The sequence below is a fragment of the Bacillus sp. BD48 genome (assembly GCF_046566805.1).
GTDB classification, from domain to species: domain Bacteria; phylum Bacillota; class Bacilli; order Bacillales; family Bacillaceae; genus Bacillus; species Bacillus safensis.
This window is the reverse complement of record NZ_JANGFM010000001.1, coordinates 767,843-786,839: the sequence shown is the minus strand read 5'-3', so window position 1 is coordinate 786,839 and position 18,997 is coordinate 767,843. Positions and strand designations below refer to the sequence as shown.

General features: G+C 42.2%; 17 protein-coding genes. 13 read left to right on the top strand and 4 right to left on the bottom strand.

Annotation, left to right across the window (positions count from 1 at the left end; translation table 11 throughout):
• Positions 1 to 27: 27 nt before the first annotated feature.
• From ACLGGR_RS04065 to ACLGGR_RS04055, 3 genes are read left to right on the top strand one after another with little or no spacing between them, the layout of a single operon-like run.
• Entirely contained in the window at positions 28 to 1,542 is a 1,515-nt protein-coding gene (locus ACLGGR_RS04065) for a phytoene desaturase family protein (RefSeq protein WP_251215683.1), read from the top strand.
• Complete coding sequence (locus ACLGGR_RS04060) at positions 1,539 to 3,014, top strand: phytoene desaturase family protein (RefSeq protein WP_410972543.1); 1,476 nt, start codon at positions 1,539 to 1,541, stop codon at positions 3,012 to 3,014. Before ACLGGR_RS04065 ends, ACLGGR_RS04060 begins: the two co-directional genes overlap by 4 nt.
• On the top strand, positions 3,007 to 3,846 hold the full coding sequence (locus tag ACLGGR_RS04055; protein WP_410972542.1) for a phytoene/squalene synthase family protein: 840 nt from the start codon (positions 3,007 to 3,009) through the stop codon (positions 3,844 to 3,846). The genes ACLGGR_RS04060 and ACLGGR_RS04055 overlap by 8 nt, the downstream gene beginning before the upstream one ends.
• A gap of 225 nt (positions 3,847 to 4,071) precedes the next feature.
• On the opposite strand, the gene ACLGGR_RS04050 is transcribed toward ACLGGR_RS04055, so the two are convergent.
• Positions 4,072 to 5,448 carry an MATE family efflux transporter gene (locus ACLGGR_RS04050; RefSeq protein WP_410972541.1) on the bottom strand — a complete coding sequence of 459 codons (1,377 nt, stop codon included), beginning with the start codon at positions 5,446 to 5,448 and terminating at the stop codon, positions 4,072 to 4,074.
• Positions 5,449 to 5,561: 113 nt separating this feature from the next.
• On the opposite strand from ACLGGR_RS04050, the gene ACLGGR_RS04045 reads away from it, so the two are divergent.
• The 4 genes from ACLGGR_RS04045 to ACLGGR_RS04030 all read left to right on the top strand — a co-directional run bounded on the left by ACLGGR_RS04045 (position 5,562) and on the right by ACLGGR_RS04030 (position 7,631).
• The gene (locus tag ACLGGR_RS04045) at positions 5,562 to 6,428 is read left to right on the top strand and encodes an AraC family transcriptional regulator (RefSeq protein ID WP_410972540.1); all 867 of its coding nucleotides are present in this window, start codon (positions 5,562 to 5,564) and stop codon (positions 6,426 to 6,428) included.
• A 14-nt stretch (positions 6,429 to 6,442) separates the two neighbouring features.
• Positions 6,443 to 7,000 carry a GNAT family N-acetyltransferase gene (locus ACLGGR_RS04040; protein ID WP_142944465.1) on the top strand — a complete coding sequence of 186 codons (558 nt, stop codon included), beginning with the start codon at positions 6,443 to 6,445 and terminating at the stop codon, positions 6,998 to 7,000.
• 63 nt (positions 7,001 to 7,063) lie between these two features.
• Positions 7,064 to 7,339 carry a hypothetical protein gene (locus tag ACLGGR_RS04035; RefSeq protein ID WP_142944466.1) on the top strand — a complete coding sequence of 92 codons (276 nt, stop codon included), beginning with the start codon at positions 7,064 to 7,066 and terminating at the stop codon, positions 7,337 to 7,339.
• Positions 7,340 to 7,370: 31 nt separating this feature from the next.
• Positions 7,371 to 7,631, top strand: coding sequence for a hypothetical protein (locus ACLGGR_RS04030; protein ID WP_142944467.1), 261 nt, complete (start codon positions 7,371 to 7,373; stop codon positions 7,629 to 7,631).
• Here the strand turns inward: ACLGGR_RS04030 and ACLGGR_RS04025 are convergent.
• Positions 7,626 to 8,162 (bottom strand): serine O-acetyltransferase, encoded by a 537-nt coding sequence (locus ACLGGR_RS04025; protein WP_410972539.1) that lies wholly within the window; start codon positions 8,160 to 8,162, stop codon positions 7,626 to 7,628. The genes ACLGGR_RS04030 and ACLGGR_RS04025 overlap by 6 nt on opposite strands.
• Positions 8,163 to 8,547: 385 nt before the next feature.
• Here ACLGGR_RS04025 and ACLGGR_RS04020 point away from each other — a divergent pair, with 385 nt between their 5' ends.
• Genes ACLGGR_RS04020 through ACLGGR_RS03995 form a run of 6 tightly spaced genes read left to right on the top strand, consistent with a single transcriptional unit; the run spans position 8,548 to position 16,858 of the window.
• Positions 8,548 to 9,894, top strand: coding sequence for an aspartate aminotransferase family protein (locus tag ACLGGR_RS04020; protein WP_142944469.1), 1,347 nt, complete (start codon positions 8,548 to 8,550; stop codon positions 9,892 to 9,894).
• Positions 9,881 to 11,377, top strand: coding sequence for a pyridoxal phosphate-dependent decarboxylase family protein (locus tag ACLGGR_RS04015; protein WP_410972538.1), 1,497 nt, complete (start codon positions 9,881 to 9,883; stop codon positions 11,375 to 11,377). The genes ACLGGR_RS04020 and ACLGGR_RS04015 overlap by 14 nt, the downstream gene beginning before the upstream one ends.
• Entirely contained in the window at positions 11,374 to 13,155 is a 1,782-nt protein-coding gene (locus ACLGGR_RS04010) for an IucA/IucC family protein (RefSeq protein WP_410972537.1), read from the top strand. Before ACLGGR_RS04015 ends, ACLGGR_RS04010 begins: the two co-directional genes overlap by 4 nt.
• Positions 13,152 to 13,706, top strand: coding sequence for a GNAT family N-acetyltransferase (locus ACLGGR_RS04005; RefSeq protein ID WP_267585987.1), 555 nt, complete (start codon positions 13,152 to 13,154; stop codon positions 13,704 to 13,706). The genes ACLGGR_RS04010 and ACLGGR_RS04005 overlap by 4 nt, the downstream gene beginning before the upstream one ends.
• A complete protein-coding gene (locus ACLGGR_RS04000) occupies positions 13,681 to 15,030 on the top strand; it encodes a lysine N(6)-hydroxylase/L-ornithine N(5)-oxygenase family protein (protein WP_410972536.1) in 1,350 nt (449 codons plus the stop codon). Before ACLGGR_RS04005 ends, ACLGGR_RS04000 begins: the two co-directional genes overlap by 26 nt.
• Before the next feature lie 13 nt (positions 15,031 to 15,043).
• Complete coding sequence (locus ACLGGR_RS03995) at positions 15,044 to 16,858, top strand: IucA/IucC family protein (protein ID WP_410972535.1); 1,815 nt, start codon at positions 15,044 to 15,046, stop codon at positions 16,856 to 16,858.
• Positions 16,859 to 16,901: 43 nt separating this feature from the next.
• Here the strand turns inward: ACLGGR_RS03995 and ACLGGR_RS03990 are convergent, their stop codons facing one another.
• Both ACLGGR_RS03990 and ACLGGR_RS03985 read right to left on the bottom strand, forming a co-directional pair.
• Positions 16,902 to 17,759 carry a GNAT family N-acetyltransferase gene (locus tag ACLGGR_RS03990; protein ID WP_410972534.1) on the bottom strand — a complete coding sequence of 286 codons (858 nt, stop codon included), beginning with the start codon at positions 17,757 to 17,759 and terminating at the stop codon, positions 16,902 to 16,904.
• 197 nt (positions 17,760 to 17,956) lie between these two features.
• The gene (locus ACLGGR_RS03985; protein ID WP_142944476.1) at positions 17,957 to 18,892 is read right to left on the bottom strand and encodes an anti protein; all 936 of its coding nucleotides are present in this window, start codon (positions 18,890 to 18,892) and stop codon (positions 17,957 to 17,959) included.
• Positions 18,893 to 18,997 lie beyond the last annotated feature (105 nt).

Here is an 18,997-nt window from a genome sequence, read left to right as displayed (position 1 = left end):
GTGAATTAATTTGGAGGAAAAAGGATAATGAAAATCATTGTGATCGGAGCGGGACCAGGGGGACTTGCGGCAGCTATGATGCTTCAAAGCAAAGGACATGACGTTCATGTATACGAAAAGCAGCCCTTTGTCGGTGGACGTAACGCTAAGTTTCAACTTGGTGATTTTACGTTTGATACAGGTCCTACCTTTCTCAGCATGATTCATATTGCAGAGGAACTGTTCACCTTTGCTGGAAAAAATCTTTATGATTATATCGATGTGATTGAATTAAAAGAGATGTATAGATTAATTTTTCAAGACAATCAGCTTGATATGATCAGGGATCGCGATGAAATGTACAGACGATTAGAAGCCTTTGCACCTGGTGAGGGCGAAGGGTATCTAAGATTTATGAATGATACAAAGCGCAAAATGGATCGTCTGACACCAATTTTACAAAGTAAAATGGATCGCTTTCATCATTACTTGCGCCCGAAGGTGATCAAAGCACTTCCACAGCTTTCGCTAAATAAAAGTTTGTATGCTGTGCTGTCAGACTATTTCTCGAATGAATCAGTGAAATATGCCTTTACATTTCAATCAAAGTACTTAGGGATGTCCCCGTGGGAATGCCCTGGTGCGTTCTCAATCCTTTCGTTTATGGAACATGACACAGGTGTATTCCATCCGAAGGGCGGTGTCAATCAGCTGTCAGAAGCGATGGCAAAGGCGGCGGTTGAAGCAGGAGCCGCGATTCATCTGTCAGCGGGCGTCGAAAAGCTGCTCACGGAGGGAAGGAAAGTAAAAGGCATTCGTTTAGAATCTGGGGAAGAACTACAGGCAGATGAGGTTGTCGTCAATGGAGACTTTGCACATGTGATGACAAGGCTTGTCGAGCCAGGACTCTTAAAGAAATACAGTGAGAAAAAATTAAAAAAGAAAAAATTTTCATGCTCTACCTTTATGCTTTATTTAGGACTGGATACCATGTATGATGAGCCGCATCATACCATCGTTTTTTCCGATGATTATGCTCGATTCGTTAAAGGCATTACGAAAACATATGAGCTGCCAGATGATCCGTCTATTTATATTCAAAATGCAAGTGTAACCGACGACTCCCTTGCTCCAAAAGGAAAATCAGCTCTTTATGTTCTGGCTCCAGTTGCCAATAACCAAAGCGGTATTGACTGGGAAGCGCATCAAGACGAATTTAGAGAGCTTGTGCTGGATACATTGGAGCGGAAAACCGGCTTTCAGAATGTGAGACAGCATATAGAAGTTGAGCGGATGATCACACCGAAGCAATGGGAGGAAGACCTTTACGTATATGAAGGAGCTACATTTAACCTTGGCCACCAGCTGACGCAGATGATGGTCCTAAGGCCGCACAATGAATTTGATGAATTAAAGCACTGCTGGCTCGTTGGAGGAGGAACGCATCCAGGAAGCGGACTCCCAACCATTTTAGAATCAGCACGTATCACGACAAATGCCATTCTTTCAAAAGAGAAACATTCACACAAAACAATGCCGCATCAAAAGGGGAGCGCCTCATGAGAAAACATATATTGATTGCAGGCGGCGGTATTGGCGGAATGATCTCAGCGCTTTATTTAAAAAAAGCGGGACATGATGTCACCCTTGTCGAAAAAAATGAGCGGCTTGGCGGGAGACTTGCTTTTGTACGTGAGAAAGGATATAAAGTAGATGAAGGTCCGACCATTGTCCTACTTCCTGACATGTTAAAAGGCATTTTACATGAGGTAGGAATTGACGATTCATCGCTTGATCTGTTGCAGCTTGATCCGCTGTACACCATTCAATATCAAGATGGAACCTCTTATACGAAGTACTCTGATGCCCTTCGTCAGCTAGATGAAATCAGACGTGTATTTCCAAAGGAAGATCAAGGGTTCCTGAGGTTTATGGAAGAAATGACGGACCGGTTTCAAGAAGGCCAGCAAGCCTTTCTAGAAAAATCATTTCACGAAAAACGTACATTTTTTACAAAAGCGAATATGAAGATTTTAATGAAATTAAAAGCGTATCGAACGGTACAAAGCGCTCTGAAAAAATATTTCTCAGACGAACGCCTGCGAGATGCATACGCACTTCAAACCCTCTATGTTGGGGGAAACCCGTATGAAGCATCGGCTATTTATTCGCTTGTGTCATATAGTGAGCACGCACATGGAATCTACTATTTAAAAGGCGGCTATGCGAGTTTAGTAGATATATTGGAAGGGCAGCTCATCAAAATGGGTGTGCATGTAAGAAAAAATGAAGAAGTCACGCAATTGGTGTTTGAGGGGAAACGGGCAGTCAAGGCAAAAGTAAATGATGAACATGTAACCGCTGATGCATTTGTGATCAATGGAGATTATCCAGCTGCGTTAAAACAGCTTGGTTTAGAAGAACAAGATCGCCGGAAATACGTGCCGTCCTCTGGGTGTGTGATGGTGTATCTCGGGTTAAACAAGATGTATCATGAAGCACCTGTTCATCAATTTTTTATGGGAGAACACTTTGATCAGCATATGAAAGAAGTTTTTCAAACGAAAACGATTCCTCAAAATCCATCGTTTTATACATTTAATCCATCGATCATTGATCCATCTCTTGCCCCAGAGGGCTGTAGTGTTCTCTATATGCTGATCCCCGTTCCTTCAGGAGATCATATCAACTGGGAAGAGGAGACAGATTTTGCCGAGAACATGGTGGATGTCCTTGAGAAAAGAGGCTTTCCGAGATTGCGAGAGTCGATTGTCTGGAAAAAGGTCAGAACACCAAATGATTCCTTGCGAGAAGGATTGTTTGAAGGCGGCAGCTTTGGACTTGCGCCTAATTTGTTTCAATCAGGTGTCTTCCGCCCGCAAGTGAAGGTCAGAGAGACAGACAATCTTTATGCGGCAGGTGCCTCCATTCATCCAGGCGGCGGGGTGCCGATCGTGATGCAAAGTGCAAAGCTCATGGCTTCTGTACTACTAAAAGATTTGAATGATAGAAAGGAAGTGAAGCTAAGTGGTTGATGTACAAACAGCATTGAAAGTGTGTGAGGAAACCATTCAAACCCATTCAAAAACGTTTTACCGTGCTTTTTCCATGCTGCCTAAAAAGAAGAGACAGGCCGTCTGGGCTGTATATTCCTTTTGCCGGAAAGCAGATGACATTGTAGATGAGTCGCCTTCGCCAAAAGAGGACCTTGCATCCTTTCGGGAGACGTTTGATCGATTTTTACAAGGTGAGGTAGACCGGAAAGATCCAATATGGGTGGCGCTAGAGCATACATTTCAAGAGTTTCGGATGGATGAAGCCCCGTTCCGTGACCTGCTCCAAGGACAGGAAATGGATTTAGAGCAGCAGCGATACGAAACGTTAGATGAACTGCTCATCTATTCCTATCATGTTGCTAGTACCGTTGGACTCATGCTGCTTCCTATTATTGCACCGCGTAAAAAAGAGCAGCTAAAAGAAGCAGCCATTTCGTTAGGGATCGCTATGCAGCTAACCAACATCCTTCGGGATATTGGCGAGGATCAGGCTGAAAGAGACCGCATTTATTTGCCAAAGCAAGTGATGGATCAATTCGGGTACACAGAGCAAGAATTGCAGGAAGGGATTGTAAATCAAGCTTTTCAGCACGTCTGGGAGTACATTGCTTTTGAGGCAGAGGCATACTACGAGGAGTTTTTTGACCATCTTCATGAATTCCCGCTGTATTCACGTATACCGGTGAAAGCAGCAGCCTACTTTTATAAAGCCATTTTAGATAAAACAAGAGAAAACGAATACCGCGTCTTTACAGAGCGAGCATTTATTTCAAAACAGGAAAAAGCACTTATTTTAGAAGATATTACGTAAAAAAGGACTGCACCCGCAGTCCTTTCAGCATGTAGACAAACCTTCGCATTCTTTGTCAGTTCTGCGCGCCAATGCTCACGAATGTCAAATTCGCTCCGCTTCGGTGCTCGGCCTTCCTAGACTGCAAAGGTTTTCAATCATGCTGAAAAGAAGACAAAGGGCTAAAATAAAAACCATTTTAGCCCTTTGTCAAAAATCTTGAAAGGACTGCACCCGCAGTCCTTTTTATGTGGAAGAAAAACGATACTCCGTCCATACTCTGGAACGCCAGCGCCTATACATGAAGATGCCTCTTATCCATTCATCCACGATAAAAGAAATCCAAACCCCGATGAGCCCCATTTCAAGCTGAATGCCTAACAAATAAGCGATCGGAAGCCCAATTCCCCACATTGATATCATCGCCATATACACTGGAAACTTCGCGTCACCAGCAGCCCGCAATGAATTAATAATGACCATATTAAAAGAGCGTCCCGGCTCTAAAATGATCGTCAATAGGAGAAGTGTGGCAGCAATTTGAATAATTTCTCGATTGCTAGTGAAAAACGTAAGCAAATGCGTCGATGATAAAGATAGAGCAGTGGAAGAAAGAAGAGAGATCCCAATGGCCCAGTATAGGCTTTTCATACATCTTCGGTAGGCCGCATCGAATTCTTTCGCCCCAATATGGCGCCCAATTAAAATCTGTGTCCCTTGGCTAATCGCTGCACCAAACAACATAATGAACATCATCAAATTTTGAGTGTAGACCTTTGCTGCTAAAGCCTGCGTCCCCATAAATGTAATAAACAGTGTAATGATCATTTGAGAGCCGTTATAGGAAAGCTGCTCCCCAGCAGAAGGAATGCCAATTTTCAGCAGCTTTTTTAAATGCGTCCGCTGGATGTGAAACATGCTCTTCAGCGAAAAGCGCAATCCAATTCGGCGGCGGACAATGAGGATCATCGCCAGCAATCCGATCAATCGAGCCAGCGAGGTTGAAAAGGCAACACCCATGACACCTAATACCGGAAAGCCAAACGGACCAAAAATGACCAAATAATTGCCGGCAACGTTTAGCAAATTCATTCCGATGGTGACATACATCGTGTCTCTTGTATATCCGTAGCTTTTTAAAATAGCACTATACGTCATAATGAGCGCTTGAATAAAAGAAAGCAGCCCGACAATTTGTAAAAAGACCGCCGCATCCGGCATGAGTGCACTTGATAAGCCCATCATGTGCAGGATTGGAACAGCTAACACAAACATGAGGAGACTAATGATAAAGCTGATCAAGAAGTTGGTTCCTAAAGAGACATAGGCAACTTGAGTCGCTTCCTGCCTGCGTTCAGCTCCTAAAAGCTGGGCAATCACAATGGTCGTTCCTGTTGTAATGAAGCTGAACATGACAATTAATAAATTCAGGAGCTGGTTGCTTACACCTACTGCGGCCACACTGTTATCAGAGTATTGGCTGAGCATGAGTGTATCAGCGCTCCCCATAAGCATATATAAAGAGATTTCGATAAATATAGGCCAAGTTAATGCAAATAATGAAGGGTGTGTTTTCTCATCTTTGGCTTGAACCTTTTCATATGACAGGGTTTGAGGTTTCATCACATAGCCTCCTTTCGTATAAATCCGATTTATAGTGTACCTTGCATCGACTATAATAAGAAGAGATGAAACCGAAACTTATTGGAGAAATCCGACTTCATAAGGAGATGAATATGGCTCGATTTATTACATTTACTGTACCGCCGTTTCCTATTTATATTGCTTCAGGTAAAGGTGTATTTCATCAAGGAGAAAGACATATCTCAAGAACCTTTACTGTATTTGATCTTCTCTATGTTACAAAAGGAGAACTATGGATGACAGAGGACGAGGATGCTTATCACATAAAAGAAGGTGAATATATGATTCTCTCACCGGGTCTGTCTCATGGTGGACATTTGCCATGTGAAGAGGCAACACACTATGAGTGGCTGCATTTCTCAATTGATCGATTTGAGCTGACGAACCGGCCGAGAGAACACTGGATTGATATGAAACAAAACCAATCGACCTTCGAAAAGCCGGCAACCTATGAATTTAGCCTGCCCCGTTTAGGAAAAGTGAAAGGACGAAGTTTGTTAGAAAAACACCTTTCAGCGATGAGAGCACTAAATCATGATGCATCTGAACTTCCGCTGAAAAAACAGCTTCTATTTGAAGAACTGCTCATTCACCTGCAAAAGGAAGCATTCCATATTCCAAGTGCAAAGGAAACCGTTGCATCAGAAGTGGTTCACTATCTTGAGCATCACTTTATGAAGAAATTACACATGGAGCAGCTTGCAGAAAAACTGCACTATCATCCTGACTACATGACAAGATGTATGCAGACGGTATATGGATTGACGCCAAACCAGTACAGCCATCGTCTCAAGATTGAAAAGGCCAAAAGCATGCTCGTCTCAACGAATGAAAAAATCGCAGCCATTGCAGAGCATGTAGGCATTGACGACCCTACTTATTTTTCTAAGCTGTTTCGGCAGAACGAAGGCATGACGCCGATCGAGTACCGTCATTTAGCAAAAAGAACGACAAAGTAAAGGAACGTGAACAGATGAAAAGAGAAAAGGAAGAGCTTGTGAACATACGTCCATTAACCGAAACGGACTTAGAGACGGTGTGGCATTTAAAATTTAAAGCACCAGATCAGTCCTATCGAAAATGGAATGCCCCTTATTTTGATGAACACGAAATCCCGCTTGCTGCATTTAAGAAACGATACTTACAGGATGAATCCATTCCTAAAAAGCTATATGGCATTGAAATAGGCGGTGATATTAAAGGCACTGTCTCATATTATTGGGAGAATGAACGTACACGGTGGCTTGAATGCGGCATTATCATTTATGACTCACGCTTTTGGAGCGGGGGCATTGGAACAAAGGCTTTAAATCAATGGATTGATGTATTATTTACGCATATTGATATCCCTCGAATTGGTCTAACTACTTGGTCAGGGAATGAACGGATGATGCGGTGCGCAGAGAAATGCGGATTTGTCCTTGAGGGAAGACTGCGAAAGGTCCGTTACTACCAAGGAGAGTATTATGATTCGATGCGCTATGGGATGCTGAGAGAGGAATGGCAAAGCCTCCCGCGCAATATCCTCTGAATCATTATTTTTTTAGGATAAAAGTATCATATAATGGAATAAACTAAAGAAGAAGGGTGGCAGATGAATGTGGGCTGGATAACTGGATGGTTTGTTTCTATTTTAGTCGCAATCTATCTATTTATAGATGCACCAAAACATGGGAAAAATAAATGGTTATGGTCTATTTTAGGTCTATTATTCGGGCTCTTTGCATTTGGGATCTACCTCATCAAAACAGGAAGAAAAGGATTGGGCTGGACAGTTCTGATCGTGTCCATCATCATCTATGTTATTGTTATGCTAGCCTATGTCTTTTACTTCCTGATGCTGATCTTCGGATACTCAAACGCATCATAGAGAGCGCGTATACATAAGGGGGAGTTTAATCTTGAGAATAACGGGTCTATTCGTTTCACTCGCTGTGGCCATCTATTTATGGTTTGATGCGCCAAAGCACAACAAAGACAAGTGGCTGTGGGCTATTTTAGGTGTGCTATTTAGTACCATCGTACTCGGTATTTATTTGATCAAGACAGAGAGGAAGGGGCTGGGCTGGACGATCTTGATTTTAACCATCTTGTTTTATCTCATGCTGCTCATCTCTGTTTTGATCGGTGTTATTCTTTTTTATCAGGTGGGTCCTTCATGAAGAAGGGCTTTTTCCTTTTACCTTTTGAGCCGGCACACCAGCAATGACAATCTGCTCTTCATGAAAGGAACGATTCACTACGGCATTTGCTCCAATTGAAATATGATTCGCAATATAAATGTCCCCAAACAGCTTAGCGCCGGGGCCAATCCATACGTGATCTCCAATGGTTGGTACATCCTTTTCGGAATGGTTTTGGCCAATGTTCACCCCTTGATGAATATCACAAAATGCCCCGATTTTTGCGTGCCTGTTCACAATTAAGAGCCCGGTATGATTGATTCTAAGGCCGGGGCCAAAGACGCCAATCGGGATATCAAAGCCAAGCTGCATGCCTTTCTTTTTATGTAAATAACGATAAAACCATTTGCGGAGTAGAGCGCCGCTATTAGAATAGTATTCATATTTTCGTAAATACCTTTGATATTTCCATATATCATCCCCAAACCACTTTGGCCTTCTGCGCGTGATCGTTAATGCTTTCTTATCCTGAGTTAAGTAGTGGTGAAGATCGTGCTTCGTTAAAATCATCAAATTCCCCTCCATTCCCTTATGTTTCAGAGAAATTATACCACCAGAACCATTTATATCAAGAAAAAACGGTGTGATTTCTTCAATTTTCTACCTTCATTTCATCCAAAATTCTGCATAAAATGAGTGCTTTGAGTCGAATAGAACAAAAGAACCAGGAAGAATGATTTGTAATTTTTTTCAATATCAATCCGTTTCATGTGTTCCTTCTCCTTATGGCAGTAGAGGTTTGTAAAAATTACTCGAAAAAACTCATTAAAAAGAGAATATTGCATTCATATGCTTTTCGAATCATCTTTTTGAATACAATTGACTTTCCTATCTCACATCCTCTAGGCTAGTAAATGAAAATGATAATCTTTATCAATTGGAGGAGTGTTTTATAATGTCCATCAAAACCGTTTCTAAAAATCAGCAATTTTTAGAGCAGCAAAGTCAAAGAGAATCTAATGCAAGGTCTTACCCGAGACGGTTCCCATTAGCCATGCAAAAAGCCGAGGGTATGATCGTGACAGATGCGGATGGCAGAGAGTTTTATGACTGTCTCGCAGGCGCAGGAACACTTGCACTTGGTCACAATCATCCGGTTGTTATAGAAGCTATTGAACGTATGCTTCATGAAAAAAGACCATTGCATACGTTGGACATAACCTCAGAAATTAAAGAAGAATTTGTGAATGAAATTTTTTCTCACCTGCCAGAAGAGTTTGCAAAGAGAGCGAAAATTCAATTTTGTGGACCAACTGGCGGTGATGCCATAGAAGCAGCGATTAAATTAGTCAAGACAGCGACAGGAAATCGTTCCATTCTTTCTTTCCACGGTGCTTATCACGGTGCGACACATGGCACGATGTCATTAAGCGGGAATTTGTCTCCAAAGGAAAGAGTGCAAGGGTTAATTCCAGATGTGCATTTCATGCCTTATCCATATGAATACCGCTGCCCATTTGGAATTGGCGGGAAAGATTCACACCGCATTTCCAGCTCTTATATTGAGCGTGTATTAAATGATCCTGAAAGTGGTATTCTTCCGCCAGCAGGTATGATCTTTGAAGCAGTGCAAGGTGAGGGAGGCTCAATTCCAGCATCTATTGAATGGATGAAAGAAATGAGAAGAATCACAAATGAAAAAGGCATTCCACTCATTATCGATGAGGTTCAATCAGGCATTGGCCGAACAGGTAAGATGTTTGCCTTTGAACATGCGGGAATTGTACCAGATGTCATTGTATTATCTAAAGCCATTGGTGGAAGCCTGCCGCTTTCAGTTGTGATTTATGATAAAGATTTGGATCAATGGAATCCAGGTGCACACATTGGCACATTTAGAGGGAATCAAATGGCGATGGCTGCAGGAACCGCTACGCTTAAATTTATAAAAGAAACCAATCTGCTTGATCATGTTGACCAGTTAGGGAATCGCATGCAGGCATATCTAAAAGACATTCAAAAAAATGTACCTGCTATCGGTGATGTTCGAGGCAGAGGGTTAATGATTGGTGCTGAAATAGTTAATCCAAATGAGAAACAGGACGTGGATGGAAGTTATCCAGCAAATCCTGAGCTAGCCAGTCTCATTCAAAAGAATTGCTTCGATAAAGGCTTAATTGTAGAGACAGGAGGCCGTTTCGGAAGCGTCATTCGATTCTTACCGCCATTGATCATGACTGAAGAGCAGCTTGAACAAGTCATCGCTATTTTTAGAGAGGCCGTTTACGATGCAATCAACTAAGGCTTCTGTTGATTCATTATTTATCAATCAAAGCCAGCTTGGAAGAGAGTCCTTCCAAGCGGCTCTTCATACATCTATCGACAGCCTACTGGATCAGTGGCAAAAAGACCAAGGTCCATACAGCGGAATATTGCCTGGGAAATTAGCGGCTAGTGTCGAATCATTATTTCAGTTTCAACCGTCTGGCGAATCAATGGAATCTGTTTTTCAAAATATAAAGCAGCACCTTTTGCCGCATCTCGTTGATGTATCGCACCCTAAATGTTTGGCACATTTGCATTGTCCGCCGCTTATACCTGCTCTTGCCGCAGAGGTGATAGTAAGTTCATTTAATCAATCAATGGATTCTTTTGATCAAAGCGGTATTGCATCTTTGGTTGAGGAGGAAATTCTAAAGTGGCTATGTGCGAAGTTTTCTTATGGAAATCTAGCAGATGGGACATTTACGAGCGGTGGAACCCAATCTAACTACATGGGGCTGCTTCTTGCAAGAGATGCATTTTGTGAAAACACATGGCAATGGAATGTTCAGCAGAAAGGCTTGCCGAGTGAGGCCCACCGTATGAGAATTCTTTGTTCTAAGAATGCTCATTTCACTGTGAAGAAATCTGCATCCCAGCTAGGCTTAGGGGAGCAGGCAGTCGTTCTGGTAGAGACGGATGAGCATCACCGTATGGACCTCAATGATTTGAAGAAGAAACTGCTTAAGTTAAAGGAACAGGATCTCCTGCCTTTTGCGGTAGTGGCGACTTGCGGGACAACTGATTTTGGCAGTATTGACCCGGTTCGAGATGTGTATGACATCGTCAAGCCATTTGGTCTGTGGATTCACGCAGATGCTGCCTACGGCGGTGCGCTTGTATTAAGCGAAACCTACGGGCGTAAATTAGACGGTATTGAGCTTGCTGATTCCATCACGATCGACTTTCATAAACAATTTTATCAGCCGATCTCCTGCGGGGCATTTTTGCTGAAGGATAAAAGGCATTTTGGTTTGATTAATTATCATGCAGATTATCTCAATCCAAAGGAAGATGAACTGGATGGAATTCTACACCTCGTCAATAAATCTGTCCAAACGACGCGCCGATTCGACGCACTGAAATTGCTTCTTTCTCTTCGTCTAATTGGGGAGGAAGGGTTTGGTGACATCATTGACCTTACCATTGATTTTGCGAAGGATGTTGCTGCACTTATTGAGAGAAATGATCACCTTGAAGTGATCAATCCTGAGCCGGAAATCAATGCAGTTGTGTTTCGATTTAAGGATGATCACCGAGCGGATGACATCAATAAAATCATTCATCGAACGCTGTTCAAATCAGGAGCTGCTGTCATTGCGAAAACAGTGGTGGATGGTCAAACATGCTTAAAATTCACTTTGTTAAATCCGAGAACGACAATCACACATATTGAGGAAATCCTTTCTGACATCGTTGATATCGGGATCGCTCATATTCAATCCGGGAGGGTACTACGTTGAGTCAATATAAACAAATGGCTGAAAATGCAACTATGCAAAGCTTTTTAAACTGTTTTTTACGTGAAACAGGAATCGATCGATCTGCAAAAAAAGAGACGAAAGCAGATGGTTCGCTTGTATTCGTGGCAAAACTGGCAAAGCAAGACCTTGAGCTTGTGATTCCGATCCGATATTTTTCACCTGTAGGCCGCCATCTCTTTGATTTTCCGATTCGCTTTCGTCCGGATGGCAGCGAGCAAGAGGGAACGATCGTCGATTATACGACACTTGTTGCTTTATGTTCAAAGGAGCTGCTCATTGAATATGGCCGCACTGATGCAGAGGATGAATTCATGCTTCGCATCATTTTAAGCTGCCGAAATATTGAACGATTCTTAAAGGAGAGAGAAAGTGATCAAGCTGCTTTATCTCAAGCTGATTTTGAGTACATCGAGGCTGAGCAGTCACTTCTCCTTGGACATTTAACACATCCTACACCAAAAAGCAGACAAGGGATGACAGAAGAGGAGGAAGCCGTCTATTCTCCTGAGCTGAAAGGAGCTTTCCAGCTTCATTACTTTAAAGCGCACCATTCGATTGTGCTTCAGGATTCGTCTATTTTACAGCCTGCGGCAAGCCTCATGTTAGAAGAGCTTTCGCGTCAGGTACCAGAAGAAACAGAGAGACTGAATATGTTAACAGAAAACGGAGAATATGTGCTCATTCCGATTCATCCGCTGCAAGTCAAAGTGGTCATGGAGAAGGCATTCGTGAAGCGATATATGGAGGAAGGGAAACTGACTTATTTAGGGCCGCTGGGATCTGAATACACAGCGACCTCATCCTTTAGAACGGTCTATCAAAAGGATTCTGCTTACATGCTCAAATTCTCTGTTCCTGTAAAAATTACGAACTCTTTACGTATCAATAAACAAAAGGAACTGGATCGAGGAGTTGAGATGTCCCGCATCTTAAAAACAGAATTAGGCGTTTCTTTATATGAAAAATTCTCTGGATTCCGGGTCATTGAAGATCCTGCATATCTCTCTATTCGAGGAGATGAAGCGGAATCTGGCTTTGAAGTGGTCATTCGTCAAAATCCATTTTTGCATCGTGAAAAAGGCGCAAGCTTAATTGCTGGGCTATGTCAGGATCATGCGTACGGAGGAAAATCGAGATTAGCAGGAATTATTCATAAACTTGCAGACGCAGAAGGCCGGTCAACAGAAGCGGTCAGCCAAGATTGGTTTAAACAATATTTGAACATTTCGTTAAAGCCGATGCTCTGGCTGTTTGAAACGTATGGTCTTGCACTTGAGGCTCATCAGCAAAATGCTGTTGTGCAAATGAAGGATGGTTATCCAGAGACTTTCTATTATCGTGACAACCAAGGCTACTATTATAGTGAATCAAAAAAGGATAAGCTCGCAAATCTAGTTCAAAACTTGAGCGTAAGAAGTGAAACCATCTGTGCGGATGATGTAGCCGTTGAGAGACTCCGTTATTATTTCTTCTTTAATCATTTATTTGGTCTCATTAATGGCTTTGGCACGGAAGGACTAGCAAAGGAAGAAGACTTGCTGGCACTCGTGAGAGATACATTGCTCGCTCATGAGGAGACGTACGGAGCATCTGATCTGACTAACAGCCTTCTCCGCTCAAAAGAACTTCCTTCAAAAGCGAATTTGCTGACACGATTTGAAGATATGGATGAGCTCACAGGATCTTTGGAAACACAGTCTCGTTATACGGCTGTCTTGAATCCGCTCTTTTTACATAAGGAGGCGCTGATTGGATGAGGCATCGTATTAGGTTTATTCGTGCTGAATATGAAAGAGACGTCCAGCTTGTCCATAAGTGGATGCAAGAAGAGTACGTTCACCCATTTTGGCATTTGAATATTCCGTTTCCTGCTTTTGAAAAGCATTTTTATCAGGCCATACATGATCCGCATCAAACCCTTTATTTAGGCACGATTGATGGGACGCCAATGAGTTATTTTGAGGCTTACAACGTCAAAGGGGATGTCATTGAATCCTACTATGAGCCTTCTCCGCATGACCAAGGCGTCCACCTGTTAATAGGGGAGCCGGATTATGTGGGAAAAGGATTTGCTGCGCCGCTCCTTCAGGCAATGACAGCATTTCAATTTGAGCAGAACAAACGAACAGAAAAAATCGTCGCTGAGCCGGATATTCGCAATGAAAAAATGATTCATGTATTTGAGAAATGCGGCTTCGAACGTGTAAAACCAGTCACTTTACCTGATAAAACAGGTCTTTTGATGTTTTGTGATCGAGAACGATTCGAAAGGAAGTATAACCATGACGCGGTTCAACAAGCAAAATAATATAGTGGATGTAATTGGGATCGGCATTGGCCCGTTTAACCTGGGGCTTGCCGCATTATCTGAAGAGGTAAATGAAATCGACGCTTTGTTTTTTGAAAGAAGTGAAGCCTTTCATTGGCACCCAGGGATGCTCATTGAAGGGACGACACTGCAAGTCCCATTTTTAGCGGACCTTGTCAGCATGGCAGATGTGAAAAGCAAATATAGCTTTCTCAACTATTTGCAGGAACAAAACCGTTTGTATTCATTTTACTTTCTAGAGGACTTCCATATCCCGCGCAAGGAATACAGTCATTATTGCCGCTGGGTCGCTGATCAGTTAGACTCTTGCCGATTTGGCATGAATGTAGAATCTGTATCACTGATCGAAAAGGCAGGGGAAAAGCGCTATGAAGTGCATGTCCGTCATGTAAAGGATGAAACTGTAGAGGTGTTTGAAAGCAAGCATCTTGTTTTAGGAATTGGCACGCAGCCAGCGATACCCGCATCGCTCCAGCCAGCTTTAGGAGAGAAGGTTTTTCACTCCGCTGACTATTTAAAACGAAAGAAAGAAGGCTGTTTCAAAGGGAAATCTGTGACAGTTATCGGCTCTGGTCAAAGTGCGGCAGAAGTGTTTTATGACATTTTATCAGATGATGAGGCGCAGGATATTCACTGGTTTACACGGTCAAAAGGATTTTTCCCAATGGAATATTCAAACCTTGGACTTGAATATTTTTCCCCTGACTATATTGATTTCTTTTATGAGCTTCCGCAAACAAAAAAGGATGCGTTATTAAAACAGCAAGATTTGCTGTATAAAGGCATCAGTTCGGCGATGATTCGTGATATTTATCATTTGCTTTATGAACGTTCTGCCTGCGGAGAGCAGCTGAAAACAGTGCTTCAAGCCATGACAGAGGTCAACTTGATTGAGGAAACAACAGGCGGATTATCACTTTCATGTACGCAATGGGTCAAGGAAGAATCTTTTACACATGAGACAGATATTGTCGTATTGGCGACTGGCTATCAATCAGTTCTGCCGCCATTTATCAATCCTATTTCTCATCACATTCAATGGGATGATCAAGGACGTTTCCAAGTTGAACGTGAATATCGATTGAAAACAAATACGATAGGTGAAAATGATATTTTTGTACAAAATGCAGAGCTTCATACACATGGGGTCGGCGCTCCAGATTTGGGGCTTGGGGCTTATCGAAACAGTGTGATCATCAATGAACTTGCTCGTCAAACCGTGTATCCACTTTATCAAAAGCACGTCTTCCAGACATTTGGTACACACAAGAACGCACACACATTTGAAGAAATCAAAGGTTAAGGAGGATGAAGCGATGAGTGTACAAGATGAATTGAAAAAAGCGGTGAATCCTGCTGCTTGGAAAAAGGCAAACCAGCGAATGGTGGCAAAAATGCTGTCTGAATACATGTATGAGGATATGCTTCATCCTGTAGAACTGGATTGTAAGGATGGCATCGCCCAGTATGAATTAATCATTCACGAACATAAGAAATATCGTTATCTGGCAAAACCTCGATTGTTTGATAGTTTTGATACAATCGCTGAATCAATTGAGTGCTGTCAAGATGGAGAATGGTCAAAGGATGTCAGTGCCATTGTGTTTTTAATAGACATTCAGCCGATCATTCCAATGTCCTCTGACACAACAGGCCATCTTATCAAAGAGCTTCACCATACTCTGTTAGCCGATGTCCATTTGCTTTCTAAAAAAGCACTTAGTGCGGATGAGTTAACAGATACTGATTATGCATGGATTGAAGGAGAGATGACAGGCCATCCTTGGATTGTGTATAACAAAGGACGTATAGGGTTCAGTTACGATGATTACTTAGCCTATGCACCTGAACGGCAAGAAAGCGTGCAGCTGTCTTGGATTGCTGTACACAGGGAGCTTGCAACATTCCATGCAGTCGATCATGAAAACTATGAGCAGGTGATCGCTAAAGAATTAGATGAAGTCACGATTCGTCAATTTCAACGTGTGTTAAAGGATGAAGGACTGAGTGCGGCTGACTATTATATGATGCCTGTCCATCAGTGGCAGTGGACGCATATGATTATTCAGCATTTCCCGGAAGATTTGGCCTTGCGCCGGATTGTGTATTTGGGAGAGGGGCTGGATCAATATATCCCGCAGCAGTCGATCAGAACCTTTACAAATATCTCAAATAAAGGCAAGCATCATATTAAACTGCCGATGAGTATTTTAAATACACTCGTGTACCGTGGACTCCCATCAGAACGTACGGTCATTGCCCCGCGCATTACAGCGCATATTAAAGGGATTGCTGATCAAGACTCATTTTTATCTGATGTGTGCCGTGTCATTTTACCAGGTGAGAATGCAAGTATCAATGTCGATCATCCATACTACAGCAAACTGCCTGGTGCGCCGTATCAATATCTTGAGATGCTCGGTGTCATTTTTAGAGAAAGCATTTATACGTACTTAGATGAAGGGGAGAGCCCTGTTACACTTGCGGCACTCACTTATGAGGATCATGAAGGAGAGCCGTATATCAAGCAGCTGATTGAAAAATCAGGTCTCTCAGCAAAAGAATGGATGGCGAAGTTTTTCCATGTCGTGATGCCGCCGCTTTTGCACTTTATGTATCAATACGGCACAGTCTTTTCACCGCATGGTCAAAATACGATTCTTGTGTTAAAAAATCATCAGCCGCATCGTTTGGCGATCAAAGATTTCGTTGATGATGTGAATATAAGTGACCAGCCGCTGCCTGAATTAGCTTCACTAGAAGAAGATTTAAAAGAAGTGCTGCGCAGTGAGCCGCCAGAAGGTTTAGTACAATTTATCTTTACAGGATTATTTATTTGCAATCTGCGTTATGTATCCAACGTATTAGACAATCACGATCTGTTAGATGAAACGACTCTTTGGCGTTTGCTTGCTGAAGAAATTCAGCAATATCAAAATCAATTTCCACAGCTAAAGGACCGCTTTGAATTATTTGATCTATTCCAGCCGAAGCTGACAAAGCTTTGCTTAAATCGTAATCGAATGATTGATTATGGCTATGGAGATGGAGATGACCGCCCGCATGCATCAGAGCATGGAAAGGTCACAAATGCACTCGCTCATGTTCTTTCGTCAGTTGGAGAGAAGTAATAGAAAAGCTGTAGACACTTGATGTCTACAGCTTGTTTGTTTTTTAAGAAAATGCTTGAGAGGCAAGGAAATAGAAAAGGGCGGGATCATTCAGTTTTTCTTTCCCGCGAACCATCATAAAATGGGCTACGTTTGTTTTCGTAAATCCTGCTTCAACAAGTGTTTCATGCAGGCGCTCAGCTGTTTCTTCCTGCATATCTAAACGAATTGCCCCTGAATAAGACGAGATGAGTGATTGGATAAGCGAGAGAGCGGTTTGTTCATCGTTTGCTGTAAGCGGTCCAATCAGTAGATTAGCAGGGGTTTCGACGCCAAACGCAAAGCCGGTTGTTTCATGATGTTCATTCTGTGCGATCATTCGGAATGCTGCCCGGTGCATCCGATTTTTTAAAAAGCTTGATCGATTGGCTCCTGCTCCTTTTGCGTCAAGTGTTTCAATAGATGGGAGATGAGTTTCATCAACGGGTGACAGATGAATCTTATCTGACAGCTGAAGCGCAGAAGGATTTGTTTTCTGTGCTTTGTATGTATGAATGTAGCCGGTCGTTTGAAAACCGATTTTTTCGTAAACAGGCCGTCCTTGTACAGTAGCGGTTAAAACGACAGGAACACTTTGATCGCTTCGACGAAGCAGGGTGTCAATCATTTTCCGTGCAAGGCCTAAACCGCGATGCGTTTCAGATACAATGACAGCACCAATTGATGCTGCTTTATCATATTGAAAAAGTCCCGCACATGAGATGACTTGTCCATCCGTTGTTGAAAAACCTGTAAAATATCCATTTGTTAAAAGAGATGTAAGTTCTTCCGCATTGTAATCAGGCCAGTTGACCTCTTTTGACAATGCGATAAGATCGGGTATGTCATCAAGTGTTAATGTTCGTTGTACAACGTTTTCCAATTCACGCAACTCCTTCTTAGCTGAATTTACCTATATGTATCGTATCATAAGAAGGCGAAAGAAAAAGGAAAAGGGAGATCCTTTTCCTCTCAGCGTGTAGACAAGCCCTCGCATTCGTTGTCAGGGCTGCAAAGGTTTTCTATCACACTGAAAAAAGGAAAGGGCTAAAATAAAGATCATTTTAGCCCTTTGTCCTTTTAATAATTCAAGTCCCGGTTGTATTCATATTCAAAGGTGAGCTGTAAGTTTTTAATCGACACTACGCCTACTTTGATTAATCGCCCGCCAATAAACTGAGGGACCTCTATCGCGTTGAAAGAAACAAAAAAGCGGTCGTTTGCTGGAACCTGGCTTGTTTTATAGGAAGAGATATCGACCTTTTGACCGTTCCAAGGTACATTCACTGCCCCGCCTTTTAGGGAAGAAACGGTGAAGACATAATTGTGCGCGTTTGTACTGCCTTTATCAGCCTCTAATGAAAGGCCAGTCACGACAGCATCTTGCGGCAGGCTGCTTAAATCAAAATTAGAATTTGGAGAACCGGCTTCATTGAAGCTGTTGAGTGTGGCTGGCGATCCATATCGTTTGAGTGTTGCTTTTTCAATGCTTTTGTCAAAGACAATGCGGTACGTTTTATCTTCTTCATTTACTAATTGTTTAGGCTTAACCGCTAAATAATAGTCCGTACTGGTAGCAATTTTCGGCATATGAATGATCTCATTTTGGTTGTAAGTCCGCACAGAAGAAGACACAAGTGCGCCGTTCTTATTGTAAAGATAGAGATCAAAATCATTTCCTGACTTTACATTCACAAGTTTAATAGAAAAACGACCATCCGCACCATCGAATTTGGAGCTGGTGAAATGGTAAAAGTCGACATCATTTATAGAAGAAATACTTCCCTCATGATATAGATAAGATTTATTCAAATAAAGGGAAGGCTGTAGGAACTGTGCTTTTTCCATCGTATCATTGTTGGCATAATCACTGTCTGGATACAGGTGCTCCAATTCTTCTGTATAATTTTTTGTTTGTTTCGTAGATGCTTCACTTGCTTGTGCAGGTGATTGGAAGAGAGGGGCAGTGATGAAGAGGCCGGCAAGCAGTAAAATCCCCATTTTCTTTTTGAACATAACAAACATCTCCTTTTCAGTCATTTTCTTTCATTTGTATTATCGGATGATTATTGTAAAAATTGATATTTATTCCAATTTTATATCAAAAAAGAACCCCCAATG